Annotated in this window: 16 protein-coding genes; 12 read left to right on the forward strand and 4 right to left on the reverse strand. The window is 36.2% G+C overall.

The features are described 5' to 3' along the window. Positions 1 to 62 precede the first annotated feature (62 nt). The 6 genes from OXQ85_RS03665 (at position 63) to OXQ85_RS03690 (ending at position 4,821) form a co-directional block, all read left to right on the forward strand. Positions 63 to 383 carry a hypothetical protein gene (locus OXQ85_RS03665; protein WP_267402454.1) on the forward strand — a complete coding sequence of 107 codons (321 nt, stop codon included), beginning with the start codon at positions 63 to 65 and terminating at the stop codon, positions 381 to 383. Continuing rightward, a complete protein-coding gene (locus OXQ85_RS03670) occupies positions 328 to 1,296 on the forward strand; it encodes an FAD:protein FMN transferase (RefSeq protein WP_267402455.1) in 969 nt (322 codons plus the stop codon). The genes OXQ85_RS03665 and OXQ85_RS03670 overlap by 56 nt, the downstream gene beginning before the upstream one ends. Continuing rightward, complete coding sequence (rsxC, locus tag OXQ85_RS03675) at positions 1,275 to 2,528, forward strand: electron transport complex subunit RsxC (RefSeq protein WP_267402456.1); 1,254 nt, start codon at positions 1,275 to 1,277, stop codon at positions 2,526 to 2,528. The genes OXQ85_RS03670 and rsxC overlap by 22 nt, the downstream gene beginning before the upstream one ends. A 3-nt stretch (positions 2,529 to 2,531) precedes the next feature. Further along, positions 2,532 to 3,620 carry an RnfABCDGE type electron transport complex subunit D gene (locus tag OXQ85_RS03680; protein WP_267402457.1) on the forward strand — a complete coding sequence of 363 codons (1,089 nt, stop codon included), beginning with the start codon at positions 2,532 to 2,534 and terminating at the stop codon, positions 3,618 to 3,620. 5 nt (positions 3,621 to 3,625) lie between these two features. Further along, entirely contained in the window at positions 3,626 to 4,276 is a 651-nt protein-coding gene (locus OXQ85_RS03685) for a nitroreductase (protein WP_267402458.1), read from the forward strand. Between the two features lie 206 nt (positions 4,277 to 4,482). Next, positions 4,483 to 4,821, forward strand: coding sequence for a hypothetical protein (locus tag OXQ85_RS03690; protein WP_267402459.1), 339 nt, complete (start codon positions 4,483 to 4,485; stop codon positions 4,819 to 4,821). Between the two features lie 117 nt (positions 4,822 to 4,938). Here the strand turns inward: OXQ85_RS03690 and OXQ85_RS03695 are convergent, their stop codons facing one another. Genes OXQ85_RS03695 through OXQ85_RS03710 form a run of 4 tightly spaced genes read right to left on the reverse strand, consistent with a single transcriptional unit; the run spans position 4,939 to position 7,582 of the window. Beyond that, positions 4,939 to 5,514: a YoaK family protein gene (locus OXQ85_RS03695; protein WP_267402460.1), complete on the reverse strand. Its 576-nt coding sequence runs from the start codon at positions 5,512 to 5,514 to the stop codon at positions 4,939 to 4,941. Positions 5,515 to 5,528: 14 nt separating this feature from the next. Beyond that, positions 5,529 to 6,497, reverse strand: a complete 969-nt coding sequence (locus OXQ85_RS03700) for an NAD(P)H-quinone oxidoreductase (RefSeq protein ID WP_267402461.1) — start codon at positions 6,495 to 6,497, stop codon at positions 5,529 to 5,531. A gap of 25 nt (positions 6,498 to 6,522) precedes the next feature. After that, a complete protein-coding gene (locus tag OXQ85_RS03705; RefSeq protein WP_267402462.1) occupies positions 6,523 to 6,972 on the reverse strand; it encodes a lipocalin-like domain-containing protein in 450 nt (149 codons plus the stop codon). Between the two features lie 52 nt (positions 6,973 to 7,024). After that, the gene (locus tag OXQ85_RS03710; protein WP_267402463.1) at positions 7,025 to 7,582 is read right to left on the reverse strand and encodes a hypothetical protein; all 558 of its coding nucleotides are present in this window, start codon (positions 7,580 to 7,582) and stop codon (positions 7,025 to 7,027) included. Between the two features lie 268 nt (positions 7,583 to 7,850). Between OXQ85_RS03710 and OXQ85_RS03715 the strand changes: the two genes are divergently transcribed. The 6 genes from OXQ85_RS03715 to OXQ85_RS03740 are packed head-to-tail and all read left to right on the forward strand — an operon-like array spanning position 7,851 to position 15,622. Then, positions 7,851 to 9,713, forward strand: a complete 1,863-nt coding sequence (locus tag OXQ85_RS03715; RefSeq protein WP_267402464.1) for a phage baseplate assembly protein V — start codon at positions 7,851 to 7,853, stop codon at positions 9,711 to 9,713. A 37-nt stretch (positions 9,714 to 9,750) separates the two neighbouring features. Further along, positions 9,751 to 10,851: a DUF2931 family protein gene (locus OXQ85_RS03720; protein WP_267402465.1), complete on the forward strand. Its 1,101-nt coding sequence runs from the start codon at positions 9,751 to 9,753 to the stop codon at positions 10,849 to 10,851. Between the two features lie 21 nt (positions 10,852 to 10,872). Then, the gene (locus OXQ85_RS03725; RefSeq protein WP_267402466.1) at positions 10,873 to 12,675 is read left to right on the forward strand and encodes a DUF2235 domain-containing protein; all 1,803 of its coding nucleotides are present in this window, start codon (positions 10,873 to 10,875) and stop codon (positions 12,673 to 12,675) included. Between the two features lie 5 nt (positions 12,676 to 12,680). Further along, positions 12,681 to 13,367 carry a hypothetical protein gene (locus tag OXQ85_RS03730; RefSeq protein WP_267402467.1) on the forward strand — a complete coding sequence of 229 codons (687 nt, stop codon included), beginning with the start codon at positions 12,681 to 12,683 and terminating at the stop codon, positions 13,365 to 13,367. Next, positions 13,355 to 14,926 (forward strand): hypothetical protein, encoded by a 1,572-nt coding sequence (locus tag OXQ85_RS03735; protein WP_267402468.1) that lies wholly within the window; start codon positions 13,355 to 13,357, stop codon positions 14,924 to 14,926. The genes OXQ85_RS03730 and OXQ85_RS03735 overlap by 13 nt, the downstream gene beginning before the upstream one ends. Positions 14,927 to 14,929: 3 nt before the next feature. Further along, positions 14,930 to 15,622: a hypothetical protein gene (locus OXQ85_RS03740; protein ID WP_267402469.1), complete on the forward strand. Its 693-nt coding sequence runs from the start codon at positions 14,930 to 14,932 to the stop codon at positions 15,620 to 15,622. The last annotated feature ends 73 nt before the right edge of the window (positions 15,623 to 15,695 follow it).

The following is a 15,695-nucleotide window of genomic DNA, read 5'->3' on the forward strand; positions in this document are numbered from 1 at the left end:
CGTGTCCGGAAAACTATTTTTGTTTCATCAATCTATTCAAATCAGCTATTAATAAACGTTAGATGAAGTTACAATCGGTCATACTTTATAGTATAGGTGTCATTTTGCTCATTTTTGGAAATAAAGAATTCTTCGAAAACCTTAAGGAGGAAAAAGAACTTGCGAAAGAAAAAGAAAGGCAGGCTTTAGAAGCAGAAAACGAAAAAAAGAAATCTTTTGAAGTTCAGAAACTGGAATATGATTCAGCGAAATCTGAGTGGCGAAATCCCAATTTTTATTTCCAGATTGTAAACGTGGGAAATGTGAATTTCAAAGCGTTGAAAAAGAATGCTAAAGTTCAACTTGAAACCAATGACGATGAAAAAGCTTCTGAAAGCAAATAATGTTTATCTTTCGAAAACCGAACGCCTTTTTTACTGCGACTGCAAGATAAAAATTTCGACGAAATACGATGTTCAGATCATAGATCAGTGTTTTGAGGCAATGTCGGAAATTGATCAGAAATACAATTCATATCAGGAAAATTCATTTGTCGATCAGATCAATAAAAACAGTGGAAATTGGGTGAAGGTTGATCACCAATTAATTGATTTACTTCAGATCATAAAAAAAGTAAGTTCAATTACTTCGGGGGCTTATGATATTACCTCAATGCCACTGATTCGACTTTGGGGATTTTATAATGAAGAAATTAATTTGGTTCCGAGCTCTGGAGATATTGAAAAAATCAAGCAAAAAATTGATTATAGCAAGATTGAGATTGATGGAAATTCAGTTAAAATAAATAAAGGTCAGGAAATTATCACAGGATCTTTTATCAAAGCTTTTGCCGTGGATAAAGCCATTGAAATTTTAAAAGAAAATGGAGTGGAGGATGCCTTGATCAACGCAGGAGGAAGTACCATAAAAGTAATTAATAATGCTGAACATCCGACCTGGGGAATCAAAATTCCAGATGCAAAAACTTCCGTTTATAATGAAAAAGCTGAAATATTGATTTCTAATGAATGTTTTAGTCTGTCAGGACGAAACGAAAATTATATCACCATTGGAACACAGAAATTCGGACATATTCTGAATGCTAAAACGGGATTTCCCTCCGAAACTTCACAAGTTGGAGTAATCTGTGAGCAGGCGTTTCTGAGTGATATTTTGTCGACGGCTTTATTTGCTGTTGAACCTAATCAATTTCCAAATGTTCTCAAAAAATTGCAGGAAAATTTCGAATTTGAATTTTACAGAATTGAAAATAACGGATTTACAACAAAAAGTTTATGCTTCTCATCCCTTCTTTAAAAAATAAAACAAAAAAAATAAAGATCCGAGCCATCACCGATCCGGAGTATTTCTATATTCCACTCAAAAGTTACCGTTCGGAAATGCAGCCTGTGGTTGCAGTTGGTTGTGAAGTGAAAAAGTTTCAGTTGTTGGCGAAGTCTGATGATTTTTTTTCAAGCAATATTCACGCGCCGGTTTCAGGAATTATTTCTGAATGTATTCAAATTGACGGTCAGAATTTCATTGTTCTAAAAAATGATTTTAAAAATAATGAACTGGCTTTTCAGGTGGATAAATATACTCAATTAACGACTCAGGAGTTTATCCAAAAACTCAGTGATTTCGGGATTGAAGGAAGTGGCGGAGCAAGGTTTCCTACCCATGTAAAATACAATAATACATTTTCTGAGATTGATACATTTATCATCAACGGGGTAGAATGCGAACCTTACCTGAGTGCAGATTATGTTCTGATGAAAGAGCAGACGCAGGAATTAATGAAGGGACTTCAGGTCGCTCAGTATTTTATTAAAGCTAAAAAGATAGTGGTTGCGATTGAAAAGCAGAATAAGGAATTATCAAGGGTTTTGCTAAAAATTTCTAGAGAATATAATTTACCATTAAGTATTCAGCTGGTTAAAAATAATTATCCTCAGGGAAGCGAGCAGCAATTAATCAAATCCATTACAGGAAAAGAAATCAAGAAAGGAGAAATTCCTTCTCAACATGGCATTTTAGTGAATAATGTAGGAACTATCTGGGCGATTTATAAAGCATTTTGCGAAAATATTCCTTTTACGGAAAGGTTGGTCACGCTATCAGGGAACAATAATGGAACATTGGGAAATTACATCATCAAAATAGGAACTCCGATTGAGCATATTCTAAAAGAAACCCAAATTTCAACAAATAATAATGAAACAATAGTGCTTGGCGGTGCGATGATGGGAAAAGCGGTGAAATCTCTTTTAACCCCAATCAATAAAGGTTCAGGAGGAATTCTGTTGTTGAAGAATCAAAAAGCGAAATCGCACAATTGTATCAGCTGCGGCTATTGCGTAGATGTCTGTCCGCAACGGTTGATGCCGCTGGAATTTCTTCGGGCAAGCGCTGATAAAGATTTGGTGAAGCTGATAGAATTTGATGTTCAGAATTGTATAGAATGTGGTGCGTGCGCTTATATCTGCCCGAGCGATCTTCCGTTGATGGATGCTATTTTCGAAGGAAAAATGCTTTTACATAATAATTAAAAAATGAAACTGAATCCTTATATAAAACCAAAATTCGGCAGTACTTTTTTTGTGATGCTCGATGTGATTATTGCTTTATTACCAATGGTTGCGATGTCTTGGCTGGCGTTTGGAATGAAAGCTCTTGCTGTGACTGCCGTTTCTGTGGCAGTTTGCCTCATCACAGATATTGTATTTTCTGCTGTTATATTAAAGAGAATCCAGCTTTCGTTCGACTTAAGTGCAGTGATTACAGGTTTGCTGCTGGCTTTCACCATTTCTCCGGTTACGCCGCTTTATGTGGTCGCTTTTGGAGCCGTAATGGCAATTGTTTTTGGAAAAATAGTATGGGGCGGAACAGGAAAAAATAAGTTTAACCCTGCTTTGGTTGGTCGGGAACTGATGACGGTGTTTTTTGCTTCGGTTATGACTTCCTCATCCATTTGGAATACAAAGAATTTTATCAATATTAATACAACTGAATTTTTTTCAAGCATTGGCGTAAACAGCAATTCGCCTTATTGGGAAAGTTTACTCTACAAAACTTCAGGAGCCATTGGTGAATATTCTGTGGTCTGCATTGCGCTAGGCGGTTTATATCTGCTGTTGAGAAAACGTATTTCGTGGCATATTCCATCTGCGATATTTATTGTTTTTATTCTATTGTCGTGGATTATCAGTTATGAAGGAGATTTTAAATTCTCTATTTCAGGGTTACTGCTCGGAGCTATTTTTATGGCAACGGATATGCCTTCCAGTCCAATAAGTATGAAGGGTAAACTTTTCTACGGAAGCATGATTGGCTGTGTTGCCTTTGCCTTTATTCTGGGTGGAATCAGCAACGAATATATGTCATATTCTATTTTGCTACTTAATGGTTTTTCACCCAAAATCAACGAGCTTTTTAAGCCAACCGCGTGGGGAAACAAAAGGGAATACTGTTCATTCATCGAAAATATTAGCAAACTGATTTTAATAATCCTCGTATTTGCCTTTGCCATTATTTCATTATACCATTATCAGATGATTAAATATGTGGTGTATCTGTATATCATATTCACCGTATTGAAGTTTAATTATTCATTCAGCAAAAAAATAAACAGTCCTATTTAAAAGATATGAAAAAACTACTATTATCAGGTTTTATCTTGGTGAGCTTACTTTCATGTAAGGATAACGAAGCCCCGAAAACGTATTACACGGGATCTGCCACGCAGGCGATTCTCGACAATATGCTGACCAGAAGATCGATCAGAAAATATACCGATCAGCAGGTTTCGCAAGAGCAGATTGATACGATTATGAAAAGTGCAATCTTTGCTCCAAGTGCTTTAAACAAGCAGCCTTGGGAGATTCGTGTGATTCAGAATCCTAAGATTTTGGCAGAAATTAATCAGCGTTTTCTGAATTTTGCGGAAGGTAAAGAGATGCAGGGAAGTGCAGCTAAATATAAAGAACCAGGATTCAGCATTTTTCACCATGCGCCAACGTTGATCGTGATGGCAATTGATAAATCTAACCCAACAGCCAAGCTGGATGCAGGAATTTCTTTACAAAATATTCTTTTGAGTGCTCATGCATTGAATTTAGGAACCTGTCCGCTGGGTTCTTTGGTCACTGCTTTAAATCTTCCTGAAAACGAAGATGTTTTAAAATTATTAAATATCCCTGAAGGCTATGAAGTGGGAATTAATATCGCATTAGGTTATCCTGCCGAAAATCCCAAGGCACCGATTCGTTACTCCGAGAAGGTGAAAATCATTAAATAATTTTACCTATTATATTTACATTTTTCTACGAAAGAGATCTCTTTAAGGTCTCTTTTTTATTTGTGGTCGATCTTTTAGTATTATTTTTAATGTAAAACTAATTTTAAATTTAACCGCAAAAGAAGCAAAAGACCTTATTGGATTTATTTAAAGGAGTTCAAAATCTACAAAGAGAAAAACAAAAGAATTTAATTAATAATAATTGAATGAAATATCTTAAATTATTTTTTATCCGTTTGATTATTGTGGTAATTCCATTATCAGCCTTATATTTTTATGCGCAGATGGCATTCGAAGCCAATCGAAGGAAAGAACACCCTACTGATGTCGGATTAGGAATAGCTATTTTGCTGTTCTTTATATTGCTCTTCTTATCGATCGGTTTTCTGATAGATTTTATAAAAAATATCTTAAAAAAAGAATACAAAGCAGCGCTATTGAATGTACCTTTTTTGCTGTTTTTCTTACTTCCGATTTTATATATAGGCTGCCAAATGACGGGCTCTGGTTGCTTTTGTAGCTGGATTATTAACGTCGTGAAATAATTTTTTAAAAGCTTTAAGACAAATTAAGTACTGTCTTTTTCTTAATCGCAACCTTATTGTAAGCAGCTAATAAAATCCCAGGAATCAGCATAGAAACCAAGCCGAAACGATCTGAAATCAATGCTCCAGAAATACATCACCCAAAAAACCTGATAGCAATACCAAGGATTGTTTGATTTCCAAAAGCTTTTGAGAGGTATGTTGCGTAGAGTGATAGAGGAAAAAATCAATTACTGCTTTGGTGATATTTCCCGTCATGACGGTGGTTGGCCCGAATACAGAACCTGAATACAGCCTGTTGACCGAATTGTGAATTCCCATTGCAAATACAATCATCATCAGCATTCCATGAAATAAAAATCCTGAAGAAATATTGTGTTCTTTCAGGAAAAAAGCGAGCATTCCGGAGAGGATCAAAAGTATACCACTTGATCCCGTTATCTTTTTTTGATCGTTAAATTTTGTACTTATTTTTCCTGTTAAGATCACGGCTACTATAAAAACAGGAAAACTAAGTAAATTGATAAAATCTGTAATTTGAGTGTGGTTACTCAGTTTATAGGCAAAAACAACCAGATTTCCTGTGATATGTGCAGAAAACAATCCATCGGCCACGGTAAATGTACTGGTGTCTACAAAACCCGCACAGAAAGCCATGATAATAGAAGAATAAAAAATGGCGTCCTTTTTCATGGTCAATTTTTAAGCTATTTCACCAATATAATTTTTCCGGTATGCGTGTTTTTTTCAAGCAATCGATGCGCTTCTGCAGCTTCTGAAAAAGGAAACGTTTTGAAAATAACAGGTTTGAATTTTCCGGATTCTATCAAAGGCCACACATTTTTCTGAACTTCTTTGGCTAAATATTTTTTAAATTCATATTCTCTGCTTCTAAGCGTACTTCCGCTCACCGTGAGACGTTTCAGCATCACTTTCCAGATATCGAGATCTACGTGGCTTCCGTCTACCGCATTAATGTGGATTAATCTGCCTTCCGGTTTCAGAATATTAATGTTTTTGCTGAGGTAATCGCCGCCAATCATATCTAAAATTACGTCTACACCTTCATCTTGTAATTCCTTTTCAAAATCCTGAGTTTTATAATTGATAAATACATCTGCCCCAAGTTCAATACATTTTTGCCCTTTTTCTTCTGTACCTGCCGTCACGATAACTTTTGAACCCAGTGCATGTGCAATCTGAATTCCCGTAATCCCAATCCCGCTGTTTCCACCATGAAATAAAACGGTTTCTCCCGGTTGCAAACTTCCTCTTTGGAAAACGTTTGACCAAACAGTGAAAACGGTTTCCGGAAGACTTGCTGCTTCAGTAAATGATAATGATGCAGGGATGGGAAGGCATTGCCCTTCGCGAACGCTTACGTATTCTGCATAACCTCCGCCAGCGAGTAAAGCGCATACTTTATCGCCTACTTTAAAATCGACAACATCCGGTCCACATTCAACAATAATTCCTGAAACTTCTAACCCTGGAATTTCAGCAGCAACGCCGTTGGGGGCTGGATAATTTCCTTCACGTTGAAAGGCATCAGAACGATTAAGTCCGGCTGCTTGTACTTCTATTAAAACCTGGTCTCCGCTTATCTGTGGAGTTGGAACTTCCTGCCATTGAAGTACTTCAGGATCTCCGTATTTTGTAATAACTACTGCTTTCATATTAATAATAATTTGGTTTAAATTTTTACGATACTTTTTTCCATTTTAATTGATGAATCACCAACCTTGAATTGCTCAAAAAAGGCTTTTCGCTTTCCAAATGTAGCAATCCATCTCTAAAGATAACCTTTCTGTTTTGTGTCTGCCCCATCCAATTAGGAAAAAGTGAAATATCTATAATGTGGCTCACGATCTGCTTTTCATCATCAGTTTGAAACGAACCCGAATATGCCATATAAGTAGAAGCTTCCATTGTGTATTCTTCAGGTGTTGCGTTCGTCCAATGTTCTTGTGTGAAATTTTTACGTTCGGGATTCATAATTTGAGCCGACATATAGCCATCGCTGTTGTAAATAATTAAACCTTTAGGATCATCACCCATAGGTTTGGTTATTTCGCCACTATCTACCGGAACTTCGATGAGATCTACCAGTTTCCAGCTTCCTGTTAACTTTTCAAATAATGTTTTTTCCATGATTTAAAATAAAAATGAGCATATCCGAAAATACGCTCATCTATGCTTTAGATTAAAAAGGTTGATTATATTTCCCTGTTAAAGCTTTATTTTCGATGCTTTTCGCAAAGTTTGGAGTTTCTTCGTGGTTGTGGGCATCAGAAGCTGCTTGTCTTGAAGCCGCTGCATCAGCTAAATTAATTCCATTTTTTTTAATATAAGCAAGCATTTCAGGAGTTGCCGTAGCGTGAATTTCGTTGGTGTAAAGACAAGTGTTGTCATCAATTTTTGTCGCTTTCAGTTCCCATAAAACCTGAACTTTTGTACGTCCGTTTTTAGTAATTGAATCTGAGATTGAAAGCATTCTGCAGTAATCAGGACGGTAAACATCGGCAACATAATGTTGTACCATTAATGCATCTCCGATGGTTTCTACATTTAATGAAACAGGCTCGCCGTCATAAGTTTTAGAAATCGCCGCGCCGATGTGTTGAGTTGAGCATCTTTGGTATTCGGCATCTGGTAAGTTTAATAACCAATCTGCAATATTTACTTTTTCGATAGGTGCATTAATAATAGCTGTTACACTTGAGTGAGATAATGCGTTTTCTGGTGTTTGAATAATTTCCATAATGTTTTATTTTAATTGTTTTGTGTGTTATTTCTGAAGTAAAACTATACTCATTACCTCAGGAATCAAGGTACTTTTCATCGAATGGGCAAAATCACTCGGTAGATAAGAGAAAATAAGCGGTGACCAAATATTTTTACTTTTTTATGATGATAAAATACAGAATCGTAGTTTTACTACAATTTCTCATATTATTGGGAGTTAAATTTTATATCTCATTGAACTTGATTAACTTTAATGTAATATAGTAACCAAAACACAAATAAATATGAGTAAGATTGCAACAAATTCAGATAAAATTGCGGAAAATCATATTTCAGGAGTGCAGCGTATTGTAGAGCTTGAAATAGTGGTAGATGGTAAAATCATACGACATTTTAAACATTTTAAACTCCAACAGAGTGTACGGAAGCATCATGATTTTGAACTTATTTTGGCTCACGATTCTTTGGGCAATATAGAGAATCATGATTTACAAGAAGCTCAGAATTTTTTGGGAAAAAGGCTTACGGTAGTTTTCAGATATAAAGATGTCGATAATAATGGCCCTGAAAGAACCTTTGCAGGAATTATTACAAAGGTAGCCTACAGTCAGGAAAAAATGAGTCTGGGAAATATTATTTTAAAAGGTTTCAGCCCTACCATTCTTATGGATTCTGCACTTCATACGCAGAGTTTTGGAGGTGGTCAGACTGTAAATACTTCTATTATCGCAGAACGTATCATCAAAGAAACAATAAGTTCCGGAGCATTTGATTATAAGATTGATGCCCAGAACAAAAGTTATATCAACTACAGCGCTCAATACAAAGAAACGCATTACAATTACTTGGCAAGGCTTGCTGTGTCTTACGGAGAACAGTTTTTTTATGACGGAGAAATTCTGTATTTCGGTAAACTGCCTGCTGCAAAGAAACCCGTACGTCTTACGTATGGCAGTAATGTAAATGATATTTGTGTAGAGCTGAAAGCGCTCCATACCAAACCCCAGTTTTTTGGTTACAACAGTAGTGAACATTCCAAATTCAATAGTTCAACCGCTGATATAAAACATCTTGGACAATTGGCAGGAAAGGCTTATCAGCTTAATAATGATATTTTTACCGGTCAGTCATTAGTTTCTTCACCCATTAACGCCAATCTTTCAATGGATTTGGATGATGCACAGAAAGGTGCTGCCGGAAGTGCTGCTGTAGAAGTATTTACCGTTTCAGGATCTACAACAGTTCCATTTTTGTATCCGGGATGCATTGCTGATATTGAGATGAGAAAGCCGGATAGTAATCAGACTTCTTATTTTACTAAATTGATGATTACAGAAGTTTCTCACGAAGTAAATACAAAAGGATTTTATACAGGAAGCTTTGAAGCCATCGCCGAAGGTACAGGTTTTCTACCAAGATCTGAGTTCTCTGTTCCGAATGCCGAACCGCAGATTGCCACTGTTATTTCCAATACAGATCCTCTTAATCAGGGGCGTATACAGGTAAGATTTGATTGGCAGGTGAACGATTCTACACATTTTATCCGTATGATGAGTCCCGATGCCGGAGGTACCAATGCCGTTACCCAAAACAGAGGGTATGTTGCCGTGCCGGAAGTAGGCGATCAGGTAATGGTAGGTTTTGAATATCACCATCCCGATTTTCCTTTTGCCATGGGAGGAATGTTTCATGGCCAAATTGGGCTCGGTGGCGGTGTAAACAATCATATGCGATCTATTCAAACTAAAAGCGGAATTAAGGTTTTGATGAATGATGATGAAAAAAGTGTGACAATACTAGATCCGAGTGGTAATACCTATTTCATGGATGGAAATGGTAATATTACAGTCACAGCTCCGAAAAATATGACTTTTATAGCAGGCGAAAACCTTACTGTAAGTGTTGGAAAAGACATGAAAACTACGGTTGGAAACGATCATAATGTTAGCATTCAAAATAATCATCAGTTTAGTTCTAAGAATTATAAACAAACGGTAAACGAAAATAAAACGGTAAATGTTACAGGAGATTTAAAGGAAACAACTTCCACAACAACTCACAAAGCAAAAAATGGTAATATTTTACTGCAAAGTTCAGGAGTTGCCAAAATGCTTGGCAAGATTGATGCAAAGGTAAATAAAGGATAATGGTTAAATAAATCATTTATAGCTAGATTTTAAAATCATGAACACATTAATAAAATATGTACTGAGCGTATTATTTTTTATTCAGATCTCGTGTCAGGAAAAAAAAGAGCCTCAAAAAGCTAAAACTATGACAAAATTTGAATGGACGGAAGGAACTTCGGCTCCGTTGGGATTTCCCATGGAAGTTTATAAAGGAGGAATAGATTGTGAAGGTGGCGAGTGGGTTGGTTTAAGTATTGGAATAGCTCCCGGAACAAACATTTGGGGCGACATTAATAACGGAATGAGCAATGGTTTTAAAGGATTGCCAACCCGTCTGGATTTTATCTGGATGTCTTTCATGGAAAATCAATTCTATCAAATAGATACCGATATAGATACTCAAAAAATAAGAGAATATTTCAGTAAAGGCTATGATATAAAAGCAACCAACGGAAGCGGAAAAACTGAACATCTGAATTATGATGTAATTGCCGTAGGAATGGCGCCCGGTGGTGTTGTAGTAGTATGGGTAGCAGGCGTAGGTGTACAAAAAGAAATCGGAAGGTACCAAGGTAAAAAGGTAACTATCCCGGAATCTGAGATTGCAAAACTAGACAGCCACGAAAATCGTTTTTGGAGAAAAGATTATTTGGATATGGTGCATACCCGAGAGCAAATTATTCCGAAAAAGATCCAGGAAGAAAACAAAGGAAAGCCTATTCCATTTGGTTTATGGGAGGTTTATCGAACAAGATTTAGCTGGAAACCTGTTTTTGAACTTCCAGAAAATGCTGCATTAAATTCTTCTCGAGATATAGGTCTCAGAATGATCAACGGAGAACGTGAGCAATTGGATGCTGCAAAAAAGCCACTGTCAGATTATGATAATAGAGCAATTCCTGCTTCAATTTCAATGTCGGTAACAGATAAAAATGATAACAGATATGGAGCAGCATGCGACCTGAATGCGAAATCGAGTGTAGACGCTTTTAAAGAAGTTTTTGGAGACGATCCTAAAAGCACCAAAGCAGAACTTGTAATTACAGTTAACGAAGCATTTAGTTTTTTTACAGTAAAACTAAAAGGAGAGAATGGTAAAGAAGCTTTTATTAAAACAGATCGTTTAGAAATGTTTAAATCTAAAAAAAAGCATTAAAGTAAACTTCAATTTATTATTATGCAAAAAACATTTGTTTATAATTCTGGTAATTCCCAATCTCCTGTAGATGAACTGCAGTTGGAGATAGGGGTGTTTTTTGATGGAACTTTGAATAATCTTAAAAATACAGAACTAAGGGAAAAATACAGAGATGGTAAAAATAAAATAGAAAGTACCGATACCAAGGAGCAAATCTTGGCTAAAGAAGAAGCCATAAAAAAAACGAGGGAGCAACATGAAAAACAATTTGATGCGCTCGAAAGTGAAAACATCTCTGAAAATGATTCTGAATACGATCGCTATCTTAAAGGCAGCCATAGAGGAATGCTGGACAAGCAAGGGGTTGACAACAGTTTCAGTAACGACTTTACCAATGTTGCAAGATTGTATAAAAGTTGCGAGCAGAAAGACTATGCCATCTATATAGAAGGTATTGGTACACTGGATAATAGCAGAGATGTAGACGATGGATTTCAATACGGTTCCGGAAAAACTGGAGTAAGAGGAAAAGTAAGAAAGGGATGTGAAAAATTGGCTGATAGAATTAAATTAATTATCAGAAATAATTCCAATCTGGATAAGCAACTTACAAAAATTACTATCGATACTTTTGGGTTCAGTAGAGGAGCTGCCGCCGCCAGAAATTTCGCTTATGAAATCAATGGTCATAAAAGGTCGCAAGATATTGAAATCAGAAAATCCAGAAAGATAGTAGGGTATGAGTACGTTGAAACCTATACTCAGAGTGGTTCTGTAAGAGTTCCTGTATTTGAAGATATTTGGATAGATAAAGATAAAACGGAAGTAGATCCTGCGTTTTTAATTGATGGAAAATTACCCAAGTTTGGCTTTTTAGGATATTATCTTTTAAACAAAGGTATTCTCACGAATGAAGAACTTGAGGAGCTGGAATTAGACCTGCGTTTCATCGGAGTATACGATACCGTGTCATCTTATGAAGAATTTGGCGATATGGGAAGTATGGAAAGAGTAGGATATAGAGGAATCGTGCATTCTACCTTAGGATCTCAGCATAACTTCGGAGACGATGTAGAGCAGCTTCAATTAAAAAATCCAGGTCCTTACTTTAAAGCAGTTCATTTTACTGCGGCTAATGAACATCGTGAGAATTTTTCATTAACAAGATTTCCCGGCAGTATAGAAAAAGAGTTTCCGGGAGTTCATTGCGATATCGGTGGCGCGTATGAAAACGGTATGGAAGAAGTTGATGAAATTGAAACCTCCAATCATAAACCTTTTTGGGCGTTAAAAAATAGAATGCAGCAACTAATTGATGAACATTGGTTTAAAGATGATCAAATTGAGATTAATAATACGGCGATTAATATTCTGACCTGGGGAGCTGCTTACCGAAAAATCACAGGAACTAGGTTTCTCAGAAAAGAATACAGCTATATTCCTTTGCACTTTATGGAAGAACAGGGGCAAGCTTTTTACGATCATCATATTACAAGCAAAACAGAAACAGCATATTCTATCGATTTTGATAATCATTTGCCTGCTGCTAAAAGAAGGCTTCATGAATATGTATTTGGAAATAAAGAAGCCTGGAATTTCATTAGTGATGAAGAGCTGGATAAACAAAACGAAAAAAAGAGAGCCGAAACTCCCGTTGGGCCTACTACGGTAACAAGAGATAAGGATGGAAATCCTGTAATTAATATTCCTGAAGTTACGGTGTATGCAGATCGTTGGCAAAGTTTATTGAGAAAAATGAGAAACGAGTATCTCCATTGGTCGGCAAACAGAGATTGGATGGGTATGGATCCGAACAGTGATTATCAGCGAAGAATATATTAATGCCAATGATGGATATACTGCAGAATCTTAATCAAAAGACCTACAGGCTGGAAACCATTGTTTACGAGCAACGAAATCCGTTTTATACAATTCAAAAAAGTTTTACCAGAAATGTAGAGGTTTACTATTTGGGAAAGGTGAAAGAGAATTATCAGTTTCAGATTGTTGTGGTAGATTTTATTTTTTCTGAAGAAGATGCTCAGTCGATGCTGTTGAAGAAGTTGAGCTATTTGTTTGATGAGCTCGAGCTTACCCTGAATAACGAGGGAAAAATACTAACTGTTGATAATATATCTTTTCTCCGAATGAGATGGATCGCCATTCAGGCTGATTTATCAAAACTTCATCAGGGAGCGGCTGTAGATAAATATTTCCGCGAAATCAGCAGCGTATTGGAAAATGAAAAGAGGCTTATTAATTTTTTATCCGGCTATTCTATGTTGGGATTGTTGTTTCATCAATCTCTCACCATCAAAGAAGGAAAAAATATAAATTTTTACCCAGAGGTATCTACTTTTGTACAACAGGACGAAAAAACGATCGTTACGATAACAGCTGCCAATGAAGAAGATAGTAAAACAGATTATTTCGGAGGAATTCTCAAGTGCAGAAATAATCGGTATGAAGAAGGTTTTATAGAAATTAAAAAACATCATTATCATATAAAGTACTCATTATTATGGATCGGTTAGAAAATAAAGAAAATGAATTTCCGGATCAAAAAGAACATGTATCTCAGGGAAATGCTGAGGGTACGGAAAAAGAGGAAGCCCACGATATGAAGGCGGAAAATGGCCGTAAGATGGAGGAAAAACGTGCCGAAAGACAAGAATCGGATAGTAAAGCTGAGGAACTGTTGCTGGCAATAGACGGTGCTAAAATAAAATTCAATGCTCATTTGGGAAAGTTCAAGGTACTGAATGACGTACCCACTACCCAAGGAAAACTTACCGGCACAATTGTCGAGAAGCAGATTCCTAATTTTATATTTGATGATGGTTTTCAGATGATATCGCTTGCAGAATGGCAGGATTTTGGAACAGCCAAAGTACAGGATAATTATGTATTGTTGAAAAAATCTATATTACCGGGAACGGGTAAAATGCCGGGAAATATTCCTCCTGAAAACGGAAATATAGAATTTGTAAACTCAGGGCAGGTTAATCAGCCCGAGCGAGTAGATCCTACAGGAGCTCCGCTTCCGGAACAAAAAGATAACAAATGCCCCAACTGTTCCGAAGAAATTACAGCTGAATTAATTAGAGAAACTCTTGGAGCAAAAGCGCTGAGCCAAAAACAGCAGACCGTTATTAATTCTTTTCTGCCTTATCTTAATAAATACAGAAAAGATTTCGGACTCGATACTTGCCTGAGGAAAGCTCATTTTATAGCGCAGATAGCTTTGGAATCGGCTAATTTTTCAACTTTTGAGGAAAGTGAAGCATGGAGTTCATCTATTACATTGGGCGTTTTCAGTACTTCCAAAATTCAGATAAATGATACGATTATTGAGTCGCTTCAAAATAATTTAACCTCGATTTTTAAAATTACCGATGACAAAGGAAATGATGTAGCCAAAACCAATGCAGAGCTTAAAGCGATTCTTCAAAAAGACAAACCGTCTATTGTTGATGGTGAATTGTATGCCAAATACCTCGGCGTAAAAGATCCGAAAGATCCTAAAAAAAGAATTGGAAAACTGCTAAAAGAAGTTTTAAAAGCGGATAAAAAAACAGATTACAAAATTGTACTTATACCACACGGTGTTTTCGGCGTTCCTCTGATGTCACGAGCCTATGCGCCTTTTCCAGGAGATACGCGAGGGCTTGGGAATGGAGACGAATTAACGAGAGACGGTTGGAAGTTTAAAGGAAGAGGATTGAAGCAGGTTACCGGAAGGGCAAATTACGTTACGTTTTCAAAATACCGAAACAAGAATTCTTTTCCTGATGATACTACCGGAAAAATCGATTTTACCGAAGAGAAACCTGGTGTAGATCTGAAAGGAAATTATCTTAAATTATCCGAAAATGCCATGTATGCTACTCAATCTGCAATCTGGTTTTGGAATGAAGGTACAAAATACAATAAAAAGACAGCCAAAGAACATGCTGATGCCGATGATGTAGATTCTGTTTCTAAAGCAGTCAATAGATATGATACCAAGGCGTTGCCTAAAAGAAAAGCAAATTATGACAGGGCTAAAGTGGCTTTTCAGATTGATGAACATTATGAATTTTTAAAAAAATAAGAAATGAAGACACTCAGTATAAGTTTATTGTTTATTTGTACATTTTTTCTGAATGTATCGGGTCAGAATGTTTCTGTTTTAAAAGATTCGGTCTGTGTTTCTAATAGCTGTTTTGAACTGCAGGAATTGAAAATAGGAGATCATAAAGGAACTGCAATTTACCAGCAGATTCAGAAAAAGGATGATCTTTTTAATGGAGTTTTATTTGATGACGCCACTAAAAGACTGAAGGCTAAAAAAGATACGCTGAACAACCTGATATCAAAAGACCTCTTACAAGAATCCCAATACGGATTTGAAAAATATAAAATACTGTATCAAAAAAACGGGCTGCTGAATGTTTCGGTGAATATTCAGGCGTATGGTTCTTCTTTTGAGCAGACTCAATATTACTTCTTCGACCTCAATAAAGATGCAGAAATAGGTAAACAGTTATTTATCAATCAACGTCTTCTTTTATCATTGTGTGACAAAAAAATTAAAGGTCAGCAAGGGGTTGTTTTTCATTCTGAAAATCTTTCCGAATATATATTGATCGCTGATCGTAATGGAAAAATATCAGGTATTCGAATTATTTTTCATGAAAGCGATAAAGAAGGTAAAAGCAATTACGAGGAATATTCAGCTTCGTTTACATGGAAGGAAATTGAAAAGTTTATAGCTCCTGCTTATAGAAATATGCTGTCGGGAAAATAATTTAGTCTCCTGATTGTAAGGTGTTTGTGTTTGAGGTACTGAAAAATAACGTCTTCAAAACTGAAATTATATA

Origin of the sequence: Chryseobacterium sp. GM_Chr_2 (assembly GCF_026540445.1) — a bacterium.
In the GTDB taxonomy this organism is placed as follows: domain Bacteria; phylum Bacteroidota; class Bacteroidia; order Flavobacteriales; family Weeksellaceae; genus Chryseobacterium.

Excerpts from the sequence above, each read along its gene's own strand:
- OXQ85_RS03725 (WP_267402466.1), top strand. The coding sequence starts at position 10,873 with ATGCAAAAAACATTTGTTTATAATTCTGGTAATTCCCAATCTCCTGTA.
- OXQ85_RS03690 (WP_267402459.1), top strand. The coding sequence starts at position 4,483 with ATGAAATATCTTAAATTATTTTTTATCCGTTTGATTATTGTGGTAATT.
- OXQ85_RS03735 (WP_267402468.1), top strand. The coding sequence starts at position 13,355 with ATGGATCGGTTAGAAAATAAAGAAAATGAATTTCCGGATCAAAAAGAA.
- OXQ85_RS03740 (WP_267402469.1), top strand. The coding sequence starts at position 14,930 with ATGAAGACACTCAGTATAAGTTTATTGTTTATTTGTACATTTTTTCTG.
- OXQ85_RS03685 (WP_267402458.1), top strand. The coding sequence starts at position 3,626 with ATGAAAAAACTACTATTATCAGGTTTTATCTTGGTGAGCTTACTTTCA.
- OXQ85_RS03700 (WP_267402461.1), bottom strand. The coding sequence starts at position 6,497 with ATGAAAGCAGTAGTTATTACAAAATACGGAGATCCTGAAGTACTTCAA.
- OXQ85_RS03710 (WP_267402463.1), bottom strand. The coding sequence starts at position 7,582 with ATGGAAATTATTCAAACACCAGAAAACGCATTATCTCACTCAAGTGTA.
- OXQ85_RS03720 (WP_267402465.1), top strand. The coding sequence starts at position 9,751 with ATGAACACATTAATAAAATATGTACTGAGCGTATTATTTTTTATTCAG.
- OXQ85_RS03715 (WP_267402464.1), top strand. The coding sequence starts at position 7,851 with ATGAGTAAGATTGCAACAAATTCAGATAAAATTGCGGAAAATCATATT.
- OXQ85_RS03705 (WP_267402462.1), bottom strand. The coding sequence starts at position 6,972 with ATGGAAAAAACATTATTTGAAAAGTTAACAGGAAGCTGGAAACTGGTA.
- rsxC (WP_267402456.1), top strand. The coding sequence starts at position 1,275 with ATGCTTCTCATCCCTTCTTTAAAAAATAAAACAAAAAAAATAAAGATC.
- OXQ85_RS03695 (WP_267402460.1), bottom strand. The coding sequence starts at position 5,514 with ATGAAAAAGGACGCCATTTTTTATTCTTCTATTATCATGGCTTTCTGT.
- OXQ85_RS03680 (WP_267402457.1), top strand. The coding sequence starts at position 2,532 with ATGAAACTGAATCCTTATATAAAACCAAAATTCGGCAGTACTTTTTTT.
- OXQ85_RS03665 (WP_267402454.1), top strand. The coding sequence starts at position 63 with ATGAAGTTACAATCGGTCATACTTTATAGTATAGGTGTCATTTTGCTC.
- OXQ85_RS03670 (WP_267402455.1), top strand. The coding sequence starts at position 328 with ATGCTAAAGTTCAACTTGAAACCAATGACGATGAAAAAGCTTCTGAAA.
- OXQ85_RS03730 (WP_267402467.1), top strand. The coding sequence starts at position 12,681 with ATGATGGATATACTGCAGAATCTTAATCAAAAGACCTACAGGCTGGAA.